This window comes from Kribbella sp. WER1, from assembly GCF_054189145.1.
Window position 1 is genome coordinate 5,288,785 of record NZ_CM135186.1, and the last position, 17,420, is coordinate 5,306,204.

General features: G+C 69.4%; 16 protein-coding genes. 4 read left to right on the forward strand and 12 right to left on the reverse strand.

What is annotated here, in order from left to right:
- Positions 1-40 precede the first annotated feature (40 nt).
- From ACXJJ3_RS25690 to ACXJJ3_RS25705, 4 genes are read right to left on the reverse strand one after another with little or no spacing between them, the layout of a single operon-like run.
- Complete coding sequence (locus tag ACXJJ3_RS25690) at positions 41-1,114, reverse strand: ABC transporter ATP-binding protein (protein WP_458164400.1); 1,074 nt, start codon at positions 1,112-1,114, stop codon at positions 41-43.
- On the reverse strand, positions 1,111-1,884 hold the full coding sequence (modB, locus tag ACXJJ3_RS25695) for a molybdate ABC transporter permease subunit (protein ID WP_458164401.1): 774 nt from the start codon (positions 1,882-1,884) through the stop codon (positions 1,111-1,113). The genes ACXJJ3_RS25690 and modB overlap by 4 nt, the downstream gene beginning before the upstream one ends.
- A 29-nt stretch (positions 1,885-1,913) precedes the next feature.
- Positions 1,914-2,696, reverse strand: a complete 783-nt coding sequence (gene modA, locus ACXJJ3_RS25700; RefSeq protein ID WP_458164402.1) for a molybdate ABC transporter substrate-binding protein — start codon at positions 2,694-2,696, stop codon at positions 1,914-1,916.
- On the reverse strand, positions 2,696-3,082 hold the full coding sequence (locus ACXJJ3_RS25705) for a TOBE domain-containing protein (protein WP_458164403.1): 387 nt from the start codon (positions 3,080-3,082) through the stop codon (positions 2,696-2,698). Before ACXJJ3_RS25705 ends, modA begins: the two co-directional genes overlap by 1 nt.
- 109 nt (positions 3,083-3,191) lie before the next feature.
- Between ACXJJ3_RS25705 and ACXJJ3_RS25710 the strand changes: the two genes are divergently transcribed.
- Both ACXJJ3_RS25710 and ACXJJ3_RS25715 read left to right on the forward strand, forming a co-directional pair.
- The gene (locus ACXJJ3_RS25710; RefSeq protein WP_458164404.1) at positions 3,192-5,126 is read left to right on the forward strand and encodes an acyl-CoA dehydrogenase family protein; all 1,935 of its coding nucleotides are present in this window, start codon (positions 3,192-3,194) and stop codon (positions 5,124-5,126) included.
- Entirely contained in the window at positions 5,119-5,757 is a 639-nt protein-coding gene (locus ACXJJ3_RS25715; RefSeq protein ID WP_458164405.1) for a hypothetical protein, read from the forward strand. Before ACXJJ3_RS25710 ends, ACXJJ3_RS25715 begins: the two co-directional genes overlap by 8 nt.
- Before the next feature lie 456 nt (positions 5,758-6,213).
- Here the strand turns inward: ACXJJ3_RS25715 and ACXJJ3_RS25720 are convergent, their stop codons facing one another.
- On the reverse strand, positions 6,214-8,727 hold the full coding sequence (locus ACXJJ3_RS25720) for a bifunctional FO biosynthesis protein CofGH (RefSeq protein ID WP_458164406.1): 2,514 nt from the start codon (positions 8,725-8,727) through the stop codon (positions 6,214-6,216).
- Positions 8,728-8,818: 91 nt separating this feature from the next.
- Between ACXJJ3_RS25720 and ACXJJ3_RS25725 the strand changes: the two genes are divergently transcribed.
- Positions 8,819-9,373: a TetR/AcrR family transcriptional regulator gene (locus tag ACXJJ3_RS25725; protein WP_458164407.1), complete on the forward strand. Its 555-nt coding sequence runs from the start codon at positions 8,819-8,821 to the stop codon at positions 9,371-9,373.
- A 78-nt stretch (positions 9,374-9,451) separates the two neighbouring features.
- Positions 9,452-11,278 carry an ABC transporter permease gene (locus ACXJJ3_RS25730; protein WP_458164408.1) on the forward strand — a complete coding sequence of 609 codons (1,827 nt, stop codon included), beginning with the start codon at positions 9,452-9,454 and terminating at the stop codon, positions 11,276-11,278.
- Here the strand turns inward: ACXJJ3_RS25730 and ACXJJ3_RS25735 are convergent.
- The 7 genes from ACXJJ3_RS25735 to ACXJJ3_RS25765 form a co-directional block, all read right to left on the reverse strand.
- Complete coding sequence (locus tag ACXJJ3_RS25735) at positions 11,226-11,723, reverse strand: DUF2867 domain-containing protein (RefSeq protein ID WP_458164409.1); 498 nt, start codon at positions 11,721-11,723, stop codon at positions 11,226-11,228. The genes ACXJJ3_RS25730 and ACXJJ3_RS25735 overlap by 53 nt on opposite strands.
- Before the next feature lie 10 nt (positions 11,724-11,733).
- On the reverse strand, positions 11,734-12,261 hold the full coding sequence (locus tag ACXJJ3_RS25740; RefSeq protein ID WP_458164410.1) for a TetR/AcrR family transcriptional regulator: 528 nt from the start codon (positions 12,259-12,261) through the stop codon (positions 11,734-11,736).
- A gap of 31 nt (positions 12,262-12,292) precedes the next feature.
- On the reverse strand, positions 12,293-14,674 hold the full coding sequence (locus ACXJJ3_RS25745) for a GH116 family glycosyl-hydrolase (protein ID WP_458164411.1): 2,382 nt from the start codon (positions 14,672-14,674) through the stop codon (positions 12,293-12,295).
- A 65-nt stretch (positions 14,675-14,739) separates the two neighbouring features.
- The gene (locus ACXJJ3_RS25750) at positions 14,740-15,954 is read right to left on the reverse strand and encodes an MFS transporter (RefSeq protein ID WP_458164412.1); all 1,215 of its coding nucleotides are present in this window, start codon (positions 15,952-15,954) and stop codon (positions 14,740-14,742) included.
- Complete coding sequence (locus ACXJJ3_RS25755; protein WP_458164413.1) at positions 15,951-16,397, reverse strand: MarR family winged helix-turn-helix transcriptional regulator; 447 nt, start codon at positions 16,395-16,397, stop codon at positions 15,951-15,953. Before ACXJJ3_RS25755 ends, ACXJJ3_RS25750 begins: the two co-directional genes overlap by 4 nt.
- A gap of 64 nt (positions 16,398-16,461) precedes the next feature.
- Positions 16,462-16,821: a VOC family protein gene (locus tag ACXJJ3_RS25760; RefSeq protein WP_458164414.1), complete on the reverse strand. Its 360-nt coding sequence runs from the start codon at positions 16,819-16,821 to the stop codon at positions 16,462-16,464.
- 52 nt (positions 16,822-16,873) lie between these two features.
- Positions 16,874-17,413 carry a hypothetical protein gene (locus tag ACXJJ3_RS25765; protein WP_458164415.1) on the reverse strand — a complete coding sequence of 180 codons (540 nt, stop codon included), beginning with the start codon at positions 17,411-17,413 and terminating at the stop codon, positions 16,874-16,876.
- Between the last annotated feature and the right edge of the window lie 7 nt (positions 17,414-17,420).

A 17,420-nucleotide genomic window follows, 5' to 3' on the forward strand; every position in this document is an offset into this window, starting at 1 on the left:
ATGTCAATCCGTCCCGAACCCATCACAACCCGTAACGTCGTCAGACGTGTGTCGTAGCCGGGTAAGTGCGGACCTCGGTGGCCTTGAGAGTCGCGTGCAAGGCGTGGCCTGGCTGCAGTTGGAGGTCGGCCACCGCGGCCGGCGTGATGTCCGCGAGGAGGTCTGCTGGACCTGCGGGGGAGGCGTTCAGCCGCACCCGGACCGTGTAGGCGTGCTGTTCGATGCCGGTGACAACGGCCGGCCAGGTGTTGCGGGGGCTGCCGGCGGGTGCGGTCGGGTAGAGGCTCACCGCGGTCGGCGGGAAGGCGACGTGGACCTTGCCGGTTGTCGGCTCCGCGAGCGTGATGGAGCCGCCGTCTGTCAGCTTGACGGTCGTGCCTGAGGCCGTGCCCTGGTAGAGGTTCAGGCCGACCAATTGGGCTACGTAGTCGGTGCGCGGGCGGTGGGCTACCTCGGTGGGCTTGCCTTCCTGGACCACCTGCCCGTTCTCGATGATGACCAGGCGGTCTGCGAGGACCATGGCGTCCAACGGGTCGTGCGTGACCAGCAGTGTGTGTCCTTCGAACCGTGACAGGTGCTGCCCGAGCTCAGCACGGACATGCAGCGTCGTACTGGCGTCCAGCGCGGCCAGGGGCTCGTCCAGCAGCAGTAGCTCCGGGTCGGTCGCCAACGCCCGGGCCAGGGCGACGCGTTGTGCCTGGCCGCCGGACAGCGCCCGGGGTTTGGTGCGTGCGTACTCCGACAGGCCGACGATGTTCAGCCAGCGGGCGGCCTCGGTACGGGCAGTCTGCTTCTCCATACCGCGGGCACGGAGCCCGAACGCCACGTTCTCCAGGCTGCTCAGGTGGTTGAAGAGCAGGTAGTCCTGGAACACCACGCCGATCGGCCGGCGGTCCGGCGTACGGAAGGTGCGTGGCGGCTCGTCCCAGACCGCCGAGTCCAGGGTGATGCGTCCGCCGTCCAGGGCGATCAGGCCGGAGATGGTACGGAGCGCAGTGGTCTTTCCGGCGCCGTTGGGTCCGAGTAGCGCGACAACCTCGCCTGGTTCGACAGCCAGGTCCAGGTCGAGGCTGAAGGCGCCACGGCGTACCTGCAGGTCGGCGTGAAGAGTCATCGCAGCCCACTGATCCAGCGCTCGCGCAGCGAGGCCAGGACGACGACAGAGACGAGCAGGAGCACCAGACTGAGTACGACGGCGATGTCCGGGTCGGTCTCCAATGCCAGGTAGACGGCCAACGGCATGGTCGTCGTACGCCCCGGGAAGTTGCCCGCGAACGTGATGGTGGCGCCGAACTCGCCCAGCGCCCGCGCCCAGCACAACACCATGCCCGCCACCACGCCCGGCGCGATCGACGGCAACGTCACGCGCCGGAACGTCGTCCAGCGCCCGGCCCCGAGCGTCGCGGCTGCTTCCTCGTACCGCGGATCCGCCGCGCGCAGGGCGCCTTCGACAGAGATGACCAGGAACGGCATGGCCACGAACGCCTCTGCCACGACCACACCGGCTGTGGTGAACGGCAACGAGATGCCGAACCACGAGTCGAGGTACTTGCCGACCAGCCCGCTTCGCCCCAGCACCAGCAGCAGAGCTACGCCGCCCACAACCGGTGGCAGGACCAGGGGGACTGTGACGAAGGCTCTGATGACACTGCGCCCCGGCAGCCCACCCCTGGCGAGCAGCCAGGCCAGTGGAACGCCCAACACGACGCACACCGCCGTAGCAGAGGTGGCGCAGATCAACGACAGCTTCAGCGCCTGCCAGACGTCAGCACTGAACAGGCGTGCCGGGAGCGTCGACCATGGGGCCTGGGCGAGCAGGCCGATCAGCGGGACGAGCAGGAACGCCAACCCGAGCAGTGCAGGCAGCAGGAGCGCTAAGGGCAACCGCCCGGTCGTGCTCCTGCCACGGCGGCTCACGGTGCGTCGAAGCCCGCGGCGGTCAGGACCGCCTTGCCCTTGTCCGACAGCACGTAGTCGACGAACGCCTTGGCGCCGTTGGGGTTCGGCGCCTTGGTCAGCGTGGCGATCGGGTACTCGTTGACCGCCTTGCTCGCCTCCGGGAACTCGATGCCCTCGACCTTGTCCTTCGCCGACAGCACGTCGGTCTTGTAGACCAGCGCCGCGTCGACCTCGTCGAGGCTGACCTTGGTGAGCGCCGCCTTCACGTCCTTCTCCAGGGTGTCCGGCTGGGCGGTCAGCCCGGCGGCCTTGAACACCTTCTGCGCGGCCGCGCCGCACGGCACCTCAGGGGCGCACAGCGCGATCTTCTTGCTCTTGTCGGTGAAGTCCTTGAGGCCGGTGATGTGGCCCGGGTTGCCCTTCGGGACGGCGATCTCGAGGGTGTTCTTCACGAAGTTGGTCGGCGTGTTCTTGTCCGTGACCTGGTCCATGTTCTTCGGCGCCGCGGAGGCGAACACGTCGGCCGGCGCGCCCTTGTCGATCTGCTGCGCGAGCGCGGAGCTGGCGTCGAAGTTGAAGTTCACCTTCACGCCGGGATGCGCGGCCTCGAAGTCCTTGCCGAGCTGGGTGAACGTCCCGGTCAGCGAGGCGGCCGCGAACACGTTGATCTCGCCGGACAGCGACGGCGTACCGGAGGCCGAGGGCGAGCTGGAGGACGCCGGGGTGTTGCTCCCGCAGGCGGCGAGGGCGACGGCGGCGACAGCTGCCAGGGCGGCGAACGCGGTACGGCGGAACATCAGGCCTCCGGGATCTCGACGACGACATGGGTGGACTTGATCGAGGCGACCGCGACCACGCCGGGCTCCAGTCCGAGCTCGTCGGCGGCCTCGCGGCTCATCAGCGACACCACCCGGAACGGCCCGGCCTGCATCTCGACCTGCGCCATCACGCCGTCCTTGAGGACCCGGGTGACGATGCCGCGCATCCGGTTCCGCGCCGAGGCGGCGGTGGTGTTCCCGGGCTCCGGCGAGTCCGCCAGCTGCTGGGCGAACGTGGCGAGCGCTTGCCCGGCGATCGCCATCCGGCCGTTCTCCTGCTGCGACGGCAGCCGGCCCTGATCGATCCAGCGGCGCACCGTGTCGTCACTGACGCCCAGGAGCGCGGCCGCCTCACTTACCCGCAAACTCGGCACGGTAGACAGCATACTTCCGCACCTACGGATTGATGCCAGCTTTTCCACAGTCACGGATCGGTGACGGAAAGTACGGGCGAATCCTCGTAAGTTAATGGGCATGAGCACAACGGCGATGCGGGACTATCTGGACGGGCCGCACAAGGCGGCGCGGGACGTCGTGCGGGCTGCCCTGGCCGCGCACGCCGACCTGAAGGACCTGGCAGTGCACCTGCCCCGCGACGAGTACCGGGACGCGGTGCTCGACCTGCTGCTGGAGTCGGCGGCGGCCGGGCTCCCGGCGCGCGGGTACCCGAAGGAGTATGGCGGGGCCGCGGACCTCGGTGGCTTCATCGCGGGCTTCGAGACGCTGGCCTTCGGCGACCTGTCGCTGATGGTCAAGGCCGGGGTGCAGTTCGGGCTGTTCGCCGGCGCGATCCTGCACCTGGGCACCGAGCGGCACCACGAGCGGTATCTGGCGGACGCGATCAGCGGGCAGCTGCTCGGCTGCTTCGCGATGACCGAGACCGGCCACGGGTCCAACGTGCAGGCCCTGGGCACGACAGCGACGTACGACGAGGCGACGGGAGAGTTCGTCGTGCACACGCCGACCGCGGCGGCGCGCAAGGACTACATCGGGAACGCGGCCCGGCACGGGCGGATGGCGGCCGTGTTCGCGCAGCTCATGGTGGGTGGTGAGAGTCATGGGGTGCATTGCCTGCTGGTGCCGATCCGGGACGCCGACGGCGCGGCGCTGCCGGGCGTGACGCTGTCGGACTGCGGCCCGAAGCTCGGGCTGAACGGCGTGGACAACGGGCGGATCGTCTTCGACCAGGTCCGGGTGCCGCGGGAGGCGCTGCTGGACCGGTATGCCCAGGTCGATGCCGACGGCAACTACACCAGCCCGATCGAGAACCCGGACCGCCGGTTCTTCACGATGCTCGGGACGCTCGTGCAGGGCCGGGTGTCGGTCGGCGGCGCGGCGATCAACGCGAGCAAGGTCGCCTTGACGATCGCGATCCGGTACGGCGATCAGCGCCGGCAGTTCGGTGCGCCGGGGAGCAGCGAGGAGACCGTGCTGCTCGACTACCGGATGCACCAGCGCCGGCTGCTGCCGCTGCTCGCCCGGACGTATGCGCTGCACTTCGCCCAGGCCGAGCTGGTCGAGGAGTTCGCCCGGGTCTTCGCTGCCGAGCGAGACGACGACCGGGGCGAGCACGATCGGCGGGCGCTGGAGGCGCAGGCTGCCGGGACGAAGGCGCTCGGCACCTGGCACGCGACCGAGACGATCCAGATGTGCCGCGAGGCCTGCGGTGGTGCGGGCTACCTCGCGGAGAACCGGCTGGCCACGTTGAAGGCCGACACGGACGTGTTCACCACCTTCGAGGGCGACAACACGGTCCTCCTGCAACTGGTCGCGAAGGGCCTGCTCACCGACTACCGGCGGTCGTTCGGCGAGCTGGACCCGTTGGGTACGGCGCGGTTCGTCGCGGCGCAGGCGGTGGAGATCGCGGTCGAGAAGGCGGCGCTGCGCCCGTTGATCGAGCGGCTGCGCGACGCCGTACCGAACCGCAGCGAGGCCGGCGACCCGGATGCCGGGCTGCGGGACGACGCATACCACTCCGGGCTGCTGCGGTACCGCGAGGAGCACATGCTGTCCGGGGTGGCGCGGCGGCTGAAGGGCGGGATCGACGCCGGGGACGACCCGTTCGACGTGTTCAACCGGTGCCAGGACCACGTGATCGCGGCCGGGCGGGCGCACGTCGACCGGGTGGTGCTGGAGGCGTTCGAGACCGCCGTACGGAATGCGCCGGAGGAGATCCGGCCGGTGCTGCAGGATCTGTACGACCTGCACGCGCTGGTCACGATCGAGGCGGAGCGTGCCTGGTACCTCGAACACGGCCGGCTGTCCCCGGGGCGTTCGAAGGCGATCACGGCGCTGGTCAACGAGCTCTGCGCGGTCGTCCGCCCGGCGGCGGTGGACCTCGTCGACGCGTTCGGCGTACCGGGCGCGGCGGTCGACGTGCCCATCGTTGTACCGTCACAGCATGAGTGAGTCGATCGAACCCGCGTCGGCCGCCGAGGCCGCCCGAGAACTCGCCCGGGTGCTGCTGGAGCAGGCCGATGCTCTGGACCTCCACGACCTCCGGGCGACTGCCGCGATCGAGAACGTCCGGGTCCAGGCCCGGGCCCTGGCCGACGCCGTGCACGAGCGCGGCTGGGGCGACATCTTCCTCGGGATCGACTCGTACGACCCCGACGAGCTGGACGACCTCCCGCTCGGCCCGGACGACTTCGACGACCCTGCCGACTACCGGGAGATCGTCGGGGGCAGCGCGCTCGACGACCTGGACGAGCTCGAGGAGCCGGTGCTCCCGGAGAACGGGCTCCGGCTCAGCTACCAGGCGCGCTACGACTACGTCGTCACGGACCCGGACGCCTTCGTGCGGTATGTGCGCGACCGCGCCGAGGAGGCCCCGGACGACGCGCTCACCGACGACGCGATCGAGGACATCGAGGACGCCCAGACGGCGTTCGAGCTGCTCTGCTACCTGGACGGCATGGGCTCGAAGGCGTACGAGTCGTTCGGCCTGGTCCCGGGCGGCGGCGAGGAGTCCCACAAGATCGTCCGGTTCTCGCTCTGGGACCTGGACCCGACCCGGCGCGACGACACCTACCCGTACTAGCACCCGTACAAGCAAGAGACCGCCCGCCGTACTGGTCCCCAGCAGCACCAGTACCGCGGACGGTCTCCAGAAAGAAACGCCGGCCGTGCCGGGTGTTGGTCGCCACCTCACTGGCGACCAACACCCCACCGACACGGCCGGCGTCCTGCTGTTGCCCCGAGAGGGCAGTGGCCCGAAGGAGGGCGGGCCCGAGACCCATTCCGCGGCCGGCAGGGGAGGTACAGTCCGGTCGCGGACGGGAGTGCATCGGGAACCACCTGGACCCAGTGCCGGCGACCCGTCCGTCGCCGACAAGACAAAACCTGTCATGCGGCCCCGGCTACCGGGAATCATCCGGTTCAAACATTTGCATTGCCTTTGAAGTAGGCAACGCTCAGTAAAAGTTCCTTCACTTTCCGTAGAGATGTTGCCTGCTGCAACAACAATGCTCTGGACAACTGGTCAGATTTTCGGGGATCAGGCGAGCTCGAGCGCGGTCGCCGGGCGGGCCGGGAGCTGGCCGTACGTCGTGGTGCGCTGCCGCGCCGGGCGGCCGGCGGCGTCCGCCATCGCGGTCAGCTCGGCGATCGACTTGCGGCTGCCGTGCTTGGAGCCGGCCATCCGGCTGATGGTCTCCTCCATCAGCGTGCCGCCGATGTCGTTCACGCCGCCGTTCAGCACCGCGACGCAGCCGTCGACGCCGAGCTTCACCCAGGAGCACTGGATGTTGTCGATCCGGCCGTGCAGCATGATCCGCGCCATCGCGTGCACCGCCCGGTTCTCGTCGTACGTCGGGCCCGGGCGGGCGATGCCGGCCAGGTAGATCGGCGAGTTCTGGTGGATGAACGGCAGCAGCACGAACTCGGTGAAGCCGCCGGTCTCGTCCTGCACCGCGGCGATCGTGCGCAGGTGCTGGACCCAGTGGTGCGGCGCGTCCACGTGGCCGTACATCATCGTCGAACTGGACGGCAGGCCGACCTTGTGCGCGGTGCTGATCACCTCGATCCAGCTTGCCGTCGGCAACTTTCCCTTGGTCAGGATCCAGCGGACGTCGTCGTCGAGGATCTCGGCCGCGGTGCCCGGGACGCTGTCCAGCCCGGCTTCCTTCACCGAGATCAGGAACTCCTCGATCGACAGCCCGGTCCGCACCGAGCCGTTGATGATCTCCATCGGCGAGTACGCGTGCACGTGCATGTCCGGGACCCGGTCCTTCACCGCGCGGACCAGGTCGGCGTACGCCGTGCCCGGGAGGTCCGGGTGGATGCCGCCCTGCATGCAGACCTCGGTGGCGCCGATCACCCAGGCTTCCTCGGCCCGCTGCCCGACCTCGTCCATCGAGAGCGAGTACGCGTCGGCGTCGGTCCGCCGCTGCGCGAACGCGCAGAACCGGCAGCCGGTGTAGCAGACGTTGGTGAAGTTGATGTTCCGGTTCACCACGTAGGTCACGTCGTCGCCGACCGTTGCCTTACGCAACTCATCGGCGATCCGGGCCAGTTCGTCGAGCGCGGGACCGGTCGCCGTCATCAATGTCAGCGCCTGCTCGTCGGACAGTCCGGCGGGGTCGCGTTCGGCCGCGGCCAGTGCCTCCTTGACGTCACCTTCGAGACGTTCCGGAGCCGCCCGGCCGGCGACGTCCTCGCGGAGCGTGTCCCAGTCGCCGTACGCCGCGTTGAAGTCGGAGCGGGTCTCGGTACGGCGGCCTTCGGTGTCGATGGCGGTGTGCAGGTCGGTGCGGCCGGCGCTGTCCCAACCGCCGTCCGGCTCCTGCCAGGGCAGGCCCTTCGGCATCGCGGCCTCGTTGGCCAACCCGGTCGCGGGGTCCACGAGCGCCTCGACGTGCGAGATCAGCCGCGGGTCGAGCCACGGCTCGCGCAGGTACTCCGGATGCGCCGTCAGCCGCTCCCGCAACACGAACCCGGCCTCGGCGGTCACCTTCGCCAGGTCGTCGATCTGCGGCCACGGCCGCTCCGGGTTCACATGATCGGGCGTCAGCGGCGACACCCCGCCGAAGTCGTCCACCCCGGCGTCCAGCAACATCCGGCACTCGGCCAGATCCACCAGGTTCGGCGGCGCCTGCACCCGGACCCGCGGCCCGAGCACGATCCGCGTCGCGGCGATCGCGGCCAGCCACTCGTCCAGCGGTACGTCGGCGTCGTTGCGCATCGCGGTGTCCGGCTTCACCCGGAACCCCTGGATGATGAGCTCCTGCAGACCGTTGTACTGCCGGGCGACCTTCCGGAGCGCGAAAATCGATTCGGAACGTTCCGAAAGCGTTTCCCCGATCCCGATCAGCAGCCCGCTGGTGAACGGCACGTTCGACCGCCCGGCGTCCTCCAGTACCCGCAGCCGTACCGCCGGGTCCTTGTCCGGCGACCCGAAGTGCGGCTGGCCCTTCTCCTCGAACAGCCGCCGCGACGTGGTCTCGAGCATCATCCCCATGCTCGGCGCGACCGGTTTCAACCGCTGCAGGTCCTGCCACGACATCACGCCCGGGTTCAGGTGCGGCAGCAGCCCGGTCTCCTCGAGCACCCGGATCGCCATCGCGCGGACGTAGTCCAGCGTGCTGTCGTACCCGGCCTCCTCCAGCCACGACCGGGCGGCGTCCCAGCGCTGCTCCGGCGCGTCCCCGAGTGTGAACAGGGCCTCCTTGCAGCCCATCGCCGCACCCTGCCGTGCGATCTCCAGCACCTCGTCCGGCGACAGGTACGGCGCGTGCACCCGGCCCGGCGTGGTGGCGAACGTGCAGTAGTGGCAGCGGTCCCGGCACAGCCGCGTCAGCGGGACGAAGACCTTCTTCGAGTACGTGATCACGCCCGGCCGGCCGGCATCGGCCAGTCCCTGGTCGCGGACCCGGGCCGCGGTAGCCATCAGCGCGGTGAGCGCGTCGCCGCTCGCGCCGAGCAGCACCTCCACCTCCGCCGGGTCGAGGGTCTTGCCGTCATCCGCACGCTTCAGGGCGCGCCGCATCGCAGTCGTCAGTTCAGTCGCCACGGAATCCGAGAATAAGTCGCGGAAAACGGTTGATCCCGCGATTCCGGAGACCAAAATCAATCCGTACGAACGTCCTGATAGTTTGCTGTTCGTGCAGGTCAGGCAGGGTGTCGACGGCCGCCGCAGGCGCGGTGAGCAGCGCCGGAGCGAGCTGCTGGCCGCGACGCTGGCCGTGATAGAACGCGACGGAGTCGCAGGTGTGAGCCATCGCGCGGTGGCCGCCGAGGCGGATGTGTCGCTCGCCTCGATCACCTACCACTTCCCGACCCTGGACGCGCTGCTGGTCGCGGCGCTGCAGTCGGCCGCGGACGACCTCGCTGTCGAACTCGACGGGCGGGGGAGCGAGCTGGGTGCCCGCCCGGCCGACGAGCTGGCCCGCCTGATCGAGCACAGCGTCGTCCGCCGGCGCGGCCGGACGCTGGCGCTGTACGAGCTGTATCTGTATGCGGCGCGGCGGCCCGAGCTGCGGGAGTCCGCGCGGGCGTGGCTGGAACCGTTGACCGAGATCGCGCGGACGTTCACCGCCGACCCGGAGAAGGCCCGCCTGTTGGTCGCGGCGCTGGACGGCTTGCTGATGCAGGCGCTGATCGGCGCGCGCGAGGTGGACCGGGAAGACCTCGCCGCACTGCTCGGGGTGCTGAGGTAGCGCTGGGGCTACCGGTGATCGGGTGTGTGGGCCAGCGTCGGGCAGGGCTGCGGGCGGTTGGCTGGATGGATGTTGAGGTTGTCTGTCGGAGCGCTGCGCACCAGGTGGCAGCTGTTCGCCGGTGCGGTGGTAGCCGTGGCGCTCGGGGTCGGCCTGGTGCAGTCGGACCTCCAGATGCTCGCGGCCACCGATCACCCCGTCCTCCCGCCCGGACTGTCGGCGTACCAGCGGGCGCAGGTGCGCGAGGGGTACGTCGGCGCCGCGACGCTGCTCGGAATGTCGGTCATGCTCGCCGTCTTCCTGAGCGTTTTCATCGTGAGTACGACGTTCGGGTTCATGACCGTGCAGCGGCGGCGCGAGTTCGGGCTGCTCCGGCTGGTCGGGGCGCAGCGCGGCTACCTGTGCGTGATGGTGGTGGTCGAGGCGGCCCTGCTCGGCGCGGCGGGCAGCGTGCTCGGCGTACCGGTCGGTGCGCTGGCGACCTGGGCGCAGTCGTGGTTGCTGGTCGAACTGGGGATGCTGCCGTCGTGGTTCCACGCTCCGTGGGATCAGGGCTCGATGTGGGCGGCGATGGTCGTCGGCATCTGTACGGCGCTGGCCGGCGTCCTCGCGGCCGCCTGGCGGGCGTCGCGGATCCGGCCGCTCGAAGCCGTCGTCGAGGGGCGGTCCACGCTGCGGGTGATGACGGGCTGGCGCTGGTTCTGGGGTCTGTCGGCCGCAGCCTCCACGGTACTGCTGGTGATCGTGGCGCAGGCGGCGCGGGATCTGGTCGCCGGGTTGATGATCGGGCTGGTCGTGATGATCAGCGGATCCGTCGCGCTGAGCCAGCTCAGCCCGGTCGTCGTACCGCTGGTCGGCCGGCTCCCCGCGGTTGTTGTCCGCGGCAACCTGATCGCCGACCTCGCGCGGGCCGGTGTCCTTCATGCGGTACGCCGGAGCGCGGCGACCGCGGCGCCGTTGATCGTGCTGGTCGGCCTGGTGGTCGGGATGTGGGGCACGTTCGCGTCGCTGGCGAAGGCGGTCGGTGTCGAGCAGCAACGCCTGATCACGGCCGACGTGGTGGTCGACCACCCGGTCGCGGCCGGTCCAGGGATCGCGGCCGCGTCGGTGCAGACCGCCGTACCGATCGTCGTCACGCGCGGCCGGAAAACGGTGTACTCGGAGGCGATCGGGATCGATCCGGTGGCGTACCAGGCGACGCACCGGCTGCGGCCGCGGAAGGGGTCGCTGGACCGGCTGACCGGGAACACGATCGCGATCGGTCCGGGGATGGCGGTCGAGGGGTACAGACTCGGGTCGACGCTCAAAGTTGCGCTGGGCAACAAACGGACGACAGTCCGGGTGGTCGCGATCATGCCGGAAACGCTGGACGTCAGCGAGAACTTCTTTGTTCCGCGGGCGTTGCTGCCAACGGGTGGGCGGACGGAGACGCTGGTGAAGCTTGCGCCCGGCGGGATGCTCGACGGGGAGCCCGTGAAGAAGTGGGCGGCTGCGCGCGGCGAGGCGCAGCAGCGGAGCAACGCCGACCTGTTCGCCGCATTGATGGGGCTGGCAGGCATCTTCACGGCGGTCGCGGTCGTCAACGCGGTCGTGATGTCGACGGCCGACCGGCGGCAGGAGTTCAGGCTGTCGCGGCTGGCCGGGCTGACCCGCGCGCAGGTCGTCACGGTCGCGGTTGTCGAGTCGGAAACCGTTGTCGTGGTCGGCGTACTGCTCGGTTCCGTGGTCGCGGCGGCCGCGCTCGCCGGGATCGCGGCCGGGCCTTACGGCCTTGCTGCGTTGGCGATTCCGTGGCGGCTGCTCGGGCTGATCTTCGGCGCGGCGCTGGTCGTGGTCGGCGGCACCGCGGCCCTCACCGCTTCGCGTGCGACGTCTCGCCGGCCCGGCACATCCCGAGGACGATGACGTGGTGGAACGGCCGGATCAGGTTGTAGTAGAACCGGCCGGCCGGCCGCAGGAACTTCACCAGCGTGACGACCTTGAACGTCGCCGGCCGCTCGTTGTCGGTGAAGATCGCGAGGTACCCGATCAGGTGGTTGTCGGTCACCTCGAGCAGCACGTAATGGTCCTCCTCGCCGCGCAGTACGGTGAAGAACGCGTTCTTCTCGCCCGGCGTGAAACTCACCGTTTCCGGCCGCAGCCGGCGCGAATCGGGTACGCCGGCCGTCTCCAGCCGGAGCGCGGCCGCGACGGCCATCCGGGCGGCGAACAATCCCTTGACCCACAAGGGGCTGTAGCTCAGCGCGCCCGCGACGAACTCCCGCAGCGTGACGTCGCCGCGCGCCGTCTTCACGTCGATCTCGTCCACAACCGGCACCAGGTCGTCGAGCTCGTGCAGCGTGGTGGTCATCGTCCCTCCACTAGTCGATGAGGCGCAGGACGAGGTCGTAGATCTCCCGCACGTCCCGCTGGTCGATCGGCGGCACGACCTGCTCGGCGCCGATAAGGATCAGGTACAGCAACTGCGCGAACCGGTCCGGATCCACGTCCGTCCGGAGCCCGCGGCACAGCTTCTTCAGGTACGCCGTCCGCGCCTCGTCCACCCGCTCCTGCGCGGCCCGTACGTCGGGATCCTGCAACGCCCACGCCCGAACGGCGATCTCCAGCGCGGCACTGTCCGGATCCGACAGCACGAGCCGCAGCAGGTGCTGCAGCTTCGCGCCCGCGTCGTCGGACCCTTCGACCGCGTCGATCAACCGGGTCGTGTACCGCAGCTCGAAGTACTCCAAGAGGGCCGCCTTGTAGCCGGCGGCCCCTGTGAAGTGGTGGTAGTACGAGCCCTTCGTGACGCCCAACGTGCCGGTCAGCCGCTCGATCGTCACCGCCGGCGCGCCTTCGGCCGCCAGCAGGTCCAGCCCAGCGTCCAACCACTCGGTCCGGCTCACCATGACACGGACCATACCATACCGTTTGGTATGGTCAGCCGACGGTGACCGACGTGATCTCCGCGGTGCCTTCGAGGGTGGTGAGTTCGCGGGTGGTGGTGTTGAAGGTGCCGAAAGCGTTTCCGGTCGACCAGAACACGTTTTCCATCCCAGCGAGACGTGGTGCGAAGCGTAGGGCTCCGGTACGGGCGTCGTAGTCGAAGCCGGTGAGCTGGACGACGGCGCCCCAGGACGCCATCGCGCGGGCGTAATGGTGGCCGCATTCGGCCTCGTCGTACGGGTTGCGGCGTTCGCCGTCGTACCGCTGCCGGATGTCGGCGATCACCTTCAGGCCCTCCTCGACCAGCCCCTCGGAGATCAGGCCAACGGCCAGGATGTGCTCGAAGCCGGTCATCACCTCGGTGAAATAAGGAAACGGCCTTTCCGGGCGGTTTCCGCGTGGGTAGCTGCACATCAGGACGGCGGACTCGTCGGCGCCGAGGACGTAACTGCGCATGTGGTTGAAGTGCCCGGTGAACCCGGAGAGCCCGTTGTGCTTGACGATGCTGCGCAATGTGGTCGCGACGTGATCCTCGTCGAGCAGCGTCCCGAGCTGCGTGATCCGGGCCAGGTGCTGTCCGACCAGCTGGTCGACGAGGCACCCGTCGCCGAGTTGCAGAACGGGATGCGTCGGGTCCGGCGCACCGGCGCGCTCCCGCAGCCCGGGCGCGATGTCGTCCGCGGACGCCGGCGGCCGGATCTCGTGCCGGTAGTACTCGCCGTTGAACAGCTCCGCGTCCATCCACGCCCGGCCGCTCTCGAACAGCTTCCGGCACTGCCCCGCGAAGTCGGTTTCCCCGAGGTACGTCGCCAATTCCTCGCACGCCCGCAACGCCGCCAGGTACCACGACTGCATCTGCGGGTTCGGCCCGTAGTACTCGACGTCCATCGTGTTGTGCTGGCAGCCCTCCATCACGCCGTCGCGGTCCGCGTCCCAGCCGCCCGGGATCCAGCAGAACTCGAGCGCCCGCCGCGCCGCCGGCCACAGCGACCGGAGCATCTCGTCGTCGCCGCTCAGCCGCCAGTCCCGGTACAGCTTCACCAGGCATCCGAGCTGCCCGTCCGCGGCCGCCACGTTCCAGTCACGCGCCTTCGTCGCCAGCGGCAGCCCGACCCGGAAGCTCATCAGCCCGTTCTCGTCGGTCCCGTGCGCGAACTCGACCTCCCGCAACGACCGCGCGATTTCCCCGAACAGGAACGGCGTCGCCTGCTCGTAGTTCCACACGTGCGTGCAACTGCCGAAGCAACTGCCCTCGTGGTCCGAACACCCTTCCCAGCCGAAGAAACGCCCGTCCGGCGTTCGGAAAACGGTTTGCGTCCGCAGCGTGCTGAGGTTGAACAGCGCCGCTTCCTTCACCTCGTCGGGCAGATCGCTCGCCAGGAACGCGCTGACGAAGCCGACCGTACGGCGCTCCAACTCGTCGAGCTGCGGCGCGAACCGCTCCAGCGCATCCCACGCGTCCGCGGACAGCGTCGTGTAGTGGTTGCCGACGAAGTCCGGGTTCTCCCAGCCGCGCCGGTTCGGGAAGTGCCAGCCGAGCAGGAACGTGAACCGCTCGGTCGCCCCCGCCGCGACGGTCCGCCGGTCCGCGACCGAGGCGACTGGTGTCTCCGACTCGCTGGAGCGTTCGTCGAGCCGGCCGTCCGCGGTGAAGTCGTCCCAGAAGTCGAGCAGGCTGTCACCCCAGGTCCGGTCCGCCCACCCGGTACGGAGGGAGACGTCGGCGCCGTCGAGTACGCCGAGCGCGATCGAGCCGTACTGCTCCGCGTCCGCCGGCACCCCGCGGCTCCGCAGCAGTACTCCCTCGACGACGCCGGACGCCGTCGTGTTGTAGTTGCCGGAAGCAACGTCGTACGTCCCGTCCCGGCCGACGAAGTTCTGCACCGAGCCGGCCAGCGAGACAGTCAGGTCCTGGTCCGAACGATTCGTGACCACGAACCGCAGCACCGCGACCGGCCACGAGCTCGCCGCCACGTCGGTCGGCACGAACGGGTTGAACGCCTCCAGGTCGACGTCCACCGGTACGTCGGCATCCCGCAACGAGAGCCGGCCGAACGGATACGCGGTCGCGAAGGTCGCCTCCCGGAACCTCGGCAGCCCGTGGTTCTGCGCGCCGCTCCCGTGCGCGCCTTCGTACTCGCTGAGGTCCAGCGGCCCCTCGACCGCGCGGGCGGTGACGGTGCCGTCCGGTGCCGCGGTACGGAGCGCGAAGAACGCCGTACCGGGATGGAAGCCCTTCGCGGGCCGGTTCACGATCTCCCAGTCGCGGAGGTTGCCGCGGCCGCCGAGGCTGACCGTGCCGGTCCCGATGCCGCCGAGCGGCAGGGCGATCCGGCGGAGTTGACGTCCGGTGTACGAGCGCAGAGTTGGCCACATACAGACCGAGCCTAGACGCGAAAACCCGCCGGAGAAATCGTTCTCCGGCGGGTTGGGTAGACCAATCAGGCGTCGGCGACGGTGAGCGCCTCGGCCTCGGTCTCGGAGTGGTTGGCCGGCACCCGCAGGTGCGACAGCGGCTTCCAGCCGGTAGCCAGGACGCCGACCGCGAGCAGCACCGCGAAGGCGCCGACGTAGAACGGCAGCTGGATGTTGAACTCCTCGCCGAGCTTCCCGGCCAGCCACGGAGCGACCGCGCCGCCGGAGAACCGGACGAAGGAGTACGCCGCGGACGCCGTACCGCGCTCGACCGGAGCCGCGCCCATCACGGCCTCGGTGATCAGCGTGTTGTTGATGCCGAGGAACAGGCCCGCGACGATCACGCCGATGGCGAGCACCGGCTTGTGGTGCGCGTACACACCCATCACCGCGAGGTCCACCGCGAACAGGAACAACACGGTCATCGCCACCGGCAGCGTGCCGAACTTGGCCTGCAGCCGCGGCGCCACGAACACCGAGGTGAACGCGAGGCAGATGCCCCAGCCGAAGAAGATCAGCCCGATCTCCCGCGCCGACATCGCCAGCGGGAACGGCGTGAACGCGAGCAGCGTGAAGAACCCGAAGTTGTAGAGCAGTGCGGTGACCGCGACGGTGGCCAGCGACCGGTGCCGCAGCGCCTTCAACGGCTCGATGACCGACGTACGACGGGCTTGCGGGGGCGAGGCGGGCAGCAGGAACGCGGTGGCGGCGAGCGCGATCGTCATCAGCACGGCGACGCCGAAGAACGGGCCGCGCCAGGAGATCGTGCCGAGCTCGCCGCCGACCAGCGGGCCGGCCGCGATGCCGACACCGAGGGCGGCCTCGTACAGGATGATCGCCTGGGCGACCGAGCCGGACGCGGAGTTCACGATGGTGGCGAGGGCGGTCGCGATGAACAACGCGTTCCCGAGACCCCAGCCGGCCCGGAAGGCGACGATCATGCCGATCGAGTTCGACAGGCCGGCGAGCGCGCTGAACACGACGATGATGGCCAGACCGATCAGCAGGGTGCGCTTGGCGCCGATCCGGCTGGAGACCGCGCCGGTGATCAGCATCGCCACCCCGATGACCGCCATGTAGCTGGTGAACAGCAGCGAGACCTGGGACGGGCTCGCGTGCAGCTGCTCGGCGATCGGCTTGAGGATCGGGTCCACCAAGCCGATGCCCATGAAAGCGATCACGCACGCGAACGCGACCGCCCAGACGGATTTGGGCTGCTTCAGGAACGACGAGTTACTCACCGGGGTGTGTCCTCCAACGGTTCAAGGGTGAGAAGTCTGTGCATGACGGCGACGGCGGCCTCCAAGGTGGCAAGGTCGTCAGCGGGCAACTGACGCAGATGACCCGCCAGCGCCTCACCCGCCTGCCGGCGGGCGCTGCGCAGCTCGGCGAGCCCCGCGTCGGTGAGGCTGATCAGGCTGGCCCGGGAGTCGGCCGGGTCCGGCGTACGAACCACCGACCCCTGCTCCTCGAGCCGCTGCACCAGGTTGGACATGGTCGGCTGCGACGTACGATCCGCCTTCGCCAACTCACTGATCCGAGCCTCCCCGAGCTCGTCGAGCCGCCCCAGCACCCGCATCGCGGCATGCGGCAGCGTGTTCACGTTCCGAGTGGCCAACCGCGACAACCGCGTCGACGTCACCACCATCTGCTCACCGAGCCGAGTCAGGTCAGTTGCAATCACACCCACAAATATACATAGCTTTACTATGTATCTCTACCCCGAGCACGGCGACCCGTGTCACACCTCAGTCGGCCTCCAGGCAGAACTCGTTGTTTTCTGGGTCGGTGAGGATGACCCAGCCGCCGGGGGTTTTGGTGCGGCGGTCGTCCTGGATGGTGGCGCCTAGGGACTGGAGGCGAGCCAGTTCGGCGGCTTGGGTGCCGTCCTGGGGGATGAGGTCCAGGTGGAGGCGGTTCTTGGTGGTTTTGGGGCCGGGGGCGTGGACGAAGACCAGGTTGACGCCGCCTTCGCCGCCGACGGTCCAGAACGGGTTGCCGGGCATGTCGTGGAAGCTGGCGGGGTGGCGGGTGGCCTGGCTCCAGAAGGCGGCCAGGTGTTGGGGATCGGTGCTGCCGAAGGTGACGTTCAGGATCGCGCTGCGCACGGTGCCTCCTCGGTGGTGGTGGTTCGAGCGTGGACCGGTACGGCGAGGTTGATCAACTGGTTACGGGTTCGCCGGTTGCCGTACGGAACAGGGCGACGGGGATGCTGCCGCGGTGCAGGATGTGCGGGATGTCGGCCCAGGGGTAGAGCGGCTCGGTGGCGTTCAGGGTGCGGAGGCGGCGCAGGGCGCGGTCGGAGGCGGTGGAAAGGCCGGCGGCCGCGGCGGCGGAGTACGGGATGAAGTCCTCGGGGGGCTGGGGTTTGTGTTCGGGGTCGTGGCGTTTCAGCAGGATGCAGGTGTCGGCGGGGTCCAGGAGGTCGGCGTCGAGGGTCCAGTAGTCGACCACCACCGGTCCGATCCGGCCGGATTCGTGCATCGCTTCGAAGATCGGTGCGGGGTGCACCGGTGACAGGAACACGACGTCGGACCAGGCGCACCCGAGCGGGTACACGGGCGTCGCCATCAGCTCCGGGCGGGCCGCGTACTTGGCGGACTCGCGTTCGTAGAGGTCCGGGTACTGCACGCGGAGCTGGTTGAGGGGGAGGATGTGCTCCCCGCGGATCTGGCCGGCGGCCTTGTAGAGAAGGGTCATACAAAAA